Origin of the sequence: Idiomarina sp. UBA4206, from assembly GCF_002383015.1 — a bacterium.
Lineage (GTDB): Bacteria > Pseudomonadota > Gammaproteobacteria > Enterobacterales > Alteromonadaceae > Idiomarina > Idiomarina abyssalis.
On sequence record NZ_DFTS01000074.1, the window covers coordinates 89,716 to 93,450 of the forward strand.

Annotated in this window: 3 protein-coding genes and 2 pseudogenes; 2 read left to right on the top strand and 3 right to left on the bottom strand. The window is 50.7% G+C overall.

Going from position 1 to position 3,735, the window contains the following annotated elements; translation table 11 throughout:
* A pseudogene (locus B3180_RS15140) lies at positions 1 to 450 on the top strand (penicillin-sensitive transpeptidase); the annotation flags it as partial.
* 30 nt (positions 451 to 480) lie between these two features.
* Here B3180_RS15140 and B3180_RS15145 read toward each other — a convergent pair.
* Together B3180_RS15145 and metL are read right to left on the bottom strand one after the other, a co-directional pair.
* Positions 481 to 1,011, bottom strand: a complete 531-nt coding sequence (locus B3180_RS15145) for a hypothetical protein (protein WP_286845327.1) — start codon at positions 1,009 to 1,011, stop codon at positions 481 to 483.
* On the bottom strand, positions 974 to 2,926 hold the full coding sequence (gene metL / locus B3180_RS15150; protein ID WP_286845330.1) for a bifunctional aspartate kinase/homoserine dehydrogenase II: 1,953 nt from the start codon (positions 2,924 to 2,926) through the stop codon (positions 974 to 976). Before metL ends, B3180_RS15145 begins: the two co-directional genes overlap by 38 nt.
* Positions 2,927 to 3,100: 174 nt before the next feature.
* Between metL and metJ the strand changes: the two genes are divergently transcribed.
* Positions 3,101 to 3,424 (top strand): met regulon transcriptional regulator MetJ, encoded by a 324-nt coding sequence (gene metJ, locus B3180_RS15155; RefSeq protein ID WP_082332159.1) that lies wholly within the window; start codon positions 3,101 to 3,103, stop codon positions 3,422 to 3,424.
* Here metJ and B3180_RS15160 read toward each other — a convergent pair.
* Positions 3,421 to 3,735 (bottom strand): annotated as a pseudogene (locus B3180_RS15160) (malate dehydrogenase); the annotation flags it as partial. The gene metJ and the pseudogene B3180_RS15160 overlap by 4 nt on opposite strands.

A 3,735-nucleotide genomic window follows, 5' to 3' on the forward strand; every position in this document is an offset into this window, starting at 1 on the left:
GCGGTAGGTCGTAACATTGCCGGTAAAACCGGTACGACAAACGATGTGCGAGACACCTGGTTTTCGGGCTTTACTTCTAGTCTGTCCACCACGGTCTGGGTAGGTTTTGATGATGTTTCCAGAAAGCTGGGGCGTACGTCAAAGCATCCTGAAGTGGACTCCAGTCAGCAGGCAATAACAGGCGGTGAGGCTGGTGCTAAAACAGCGTTGCCGGGCTGGATCCTATTTATGGAAAAGGCGTTACCCCTGTTCCCGTCACGTGAGTTTGGTATTCCACCGGGCGTGGTGAATGTTCGAATCGACTTAGAAACTGGTAAGTTGTCGCATAAGAGCGATTACACCACACGCTTTGAATACTTCATTCGGGGAACTGAGCCGACAGAGTACAGCCGTAATAATGGCAACTCAGACCGCGATATTTTTGAAGACAATGACGACGATTTATTCTAGTCAGGCATTAGGACAAAATGAGTGGGAGCGTTAAGCTCCCACTGCCAGTTTACCCAGTAACTGATTCAAATCGGACTGAACACCACCTGCGGTAACGTGTTTACCTGCACCTGGACCACTTATTACGAGCGGCATTTCAGAATACCAGTCGGTGTAGATAACAAAGATGTTTTCGCCGGGTATTAGGTTTGCCAGCATATCCCCTTCCGGAATGTACTCAATACCAACCTGGGCGGTAACCCGCTGCTCATCACTGACCGTGAAGCTGGCCAGTAGTCGAGGGACCTTACCGTCTTTGGCGGCTTCGTCGAGCATAGCTGCCATGGGCTCATCAAGCTCAGATATGCGTTGCATAAAGTCGTTAAGCGGTATGTCGCGTAAGTTCTCCGGCACAAGGCTTTGTACCTGAATGTCCTGCCAGTCCAGATTCAAGCCAATTTCGCGTGCAAGAATCAGCAGTTTACGGACAAGATCCTGGCAGGACAGATCCTCTCGTTNNTGGGTCGGGTTCGCTGTAACCCCTTTATTTGGCTTCTTGTACCAGCGAACTGAAAGCCACACCTTTGGTGAAATTCTCAAACAGCCAGGACATAGTTCCGGAGAAAATACCGGAAATACTACGGATTTCGTCGCCGGAATTGCGTAAGTCATTAATGGCGTAATTCAAAGGCAGTCCCGCGCCAACTGTGGTGTTAAAGAGCCACTCACGTTCGTATTCGTGCTGGATGGTACGAATTTCGCGGTACAGCGCTTCGTCAGCCGAGCCCGCGCGTTTGTTGGCACTGATGATATGAAGGCCGTTTGCGAACAGACTCGGGTATAATTGCGCGACTTGTTTGGCATCGGTTAAATCAATCACAACCAGCTCGTCGTATGGCGCATTGGGCAGCTCGCGCAACAGTTCGGTCAATACGTAAGGGCGCGCCAGGCGGTCGAAGTCATCTGCCCACTGGGTCAGTTCAACGCCGTTGTAATCCAGCCATAAACGGCGGGAGTTGGCTATGCCAATAACGCGAACGTCCATCACCTGATTAATGCGATCTCGTTGTTGTCTGAACAGCTCCAACCAGGCTGTACCAATATTGCCACGGCCAATAACCAGCACACCCAGACTGCGGCGGTAGTTAAATAATTGACTGTGTAAACGGTTCAGTAAACGGTTATCAAGCTTCTGCTCTAAAATAGCCACTGCGGAGTCGCCGTTCTGAGTTAAGGCAAAGCGGCGTACTTTTTGTTCTGAAAGCTGGAGCTTAAAGGTCGAAAACTGATCGGTTTCCTGAATGCGGTTACCGACAATAGCGACCATGGAGTAACCGCGAATTTGAGTGATGGCATCACCCGCGCCCAGACTGTCCAGCCAGCCGGTCAGATAGTCTAAGTGGTTTTGGTGAAAGACCAGATACTGCTGATGATTTTCCGGCTCAGTCCAACTGACCAGCGGTTCTAACTCCAGTTCATCCAGGCGCTTTACTAAAGCCTTGTCCTGCAACTCAACTTTAAACAGAACCACTTCGGACAAAGACGTGAAAACTTTGCCGCGGGGCTGCGTATTCTGGAACTGACCAATGCGGGTTTGCTGGTTTTCTACTTTTAAGCTGGAACGTACCGATATGACCATGCGTTGACGGTCGACCGGCTGAAAGGTTCTTGGGTGCAGAACCGGGCTGCCAAGTCTTGCCAGTTCCTCGGCTTCGGTCCAGTCCAGTGTGGGCAAACTGACGACACGTTCAACTTTACGAGGATCCGCCGAGTAAACACCGGCAACGTCTTTCCATATGGTGACCTGGCGAGCATCGAGCAAGCTACCCACCAGCGTAGCTGAGTAGTCACTGCCGTTGCGACCCAGAGTCAAGCTTTCGCCGTTTAAGCCACGGGCAATAAAGCCGGTAACAATAAAGCGGGTGCCGGAATGAGGAGCTACCCGCAGTAGTAGCTTTTCACGGGAGTGCTCAACCTGAATCACAGGCTCTGGAGCATCCGCTGCCAGTAAGAAGTCGCGGGCATCAATGTGGTCGGCCCGGGTGCCCTGTTTTTGCAGCAGCGCAGATAATAAGCGTGCCGACCAAAGTTCACCGTAGGACAGCAGCTCGGCGTTATGAGCAATGTCTTCGTCACCGGCTAACCAACGACGCCAGCGAGTGAAGTCCTGTTGTGACTGTTGCAGCAATTGCTGTTGTAAATCGCCACTTAATAATTCAGTGATAAGCCCTTGCTGAAAATTCTCCAGCTGATCGAGCAGAATACTGGCGGTATCGCCCGGCTGCGGTTTGGCGTTTATAATAGCCAGAATACGATTGGTCGTATCACCAGCGGCGGAAACCACGACAAGATCGCTCGCGCCGGCGTATTCCGTTACAATGCGGGCCACACGTCGATAGCAAAAGGCGTCGGCAAGACTGCTTCCGCCAAACTTGTGTACCTGAACACTGTCGGCAACGGCCTGCTTTTGCTCCTCTGTGAGCTGTGTTGTTGTCATTCCGCCTTCCTTAACTACTCGCATGGATTGGGTTACTGCTACTAAGGCTAAAATATTGTCAGACAAATGTCAGCAACTTTTAGCCATCTAGACGGATAAAATTTGACGGGGTCGCTCAGTCGGGTACAATTCATTACAACTTACAGGGTTTTGTCTGACATCAGAGTAATGAATATGAAATGGAACGGCGAATACATTTACCCGTATGCTGAACACGGTCGTAAGAGTCAGCAGGTTAAGAAAGTTACGGTCTCAATTCCTACTCGGGTATTAAAAGTACTGACTGATGAGCGGACCCGTCGCCAAATCAATAATTTGCGTCATGCTACCAACAGCGAACTGCTGTGTGAGGCGTTTTTACACGCTTTTACCGGTCAGCCGCTGCCCGAAGATGAAGACTTACAAAAATCGAATTCGAATAAAATACCCAAAGCCGTGCGGGAAGAGCTGGAAGCCAGAGGCTTGCCCATCCCGACGGATGACGAATTGGACGATTAATCCTGCATATAATTTTCTGGTAAATCGATTTTCGCCGCGCCGGATTTCACGGCGGCTTCAGCAACGGCGCGAGCCACACGTTGGCACAAGCGTGGGTCGATAGGCTTAGGAATAATGTAGTTGCGGCCGAAGTTTAATTCTTTGACATCGGCTGCTTTTAGCACGGAATCGGGCACGGGCTCTTTCGCCAGCTGACGAATGGCCTCTACCGCTGCCACCTTCATTTCATCGTTAATGGCTGTTGCCCGCACATCTAATGCTCCGCGGAACATAAAGGGAAAACAGAGTACATTGTTCACCTGGTTCGGATA

Excerpts from the sequence above, each read along its gene's own strand:
- metL (WP_286845330.1), bottom strand. The coding sequence starts at position 2,926 with ATGACAACAACACAGCTCACAGAGGAGCAAAAGCAGGCCGTTGCCGAC.
- metJ (WP_082332159.1), top strand. The coding sequence starts at position 3,101 with ATGAAATGGAACGGCGAATACATTTACCCGTATGCTGAACACGGTCGT.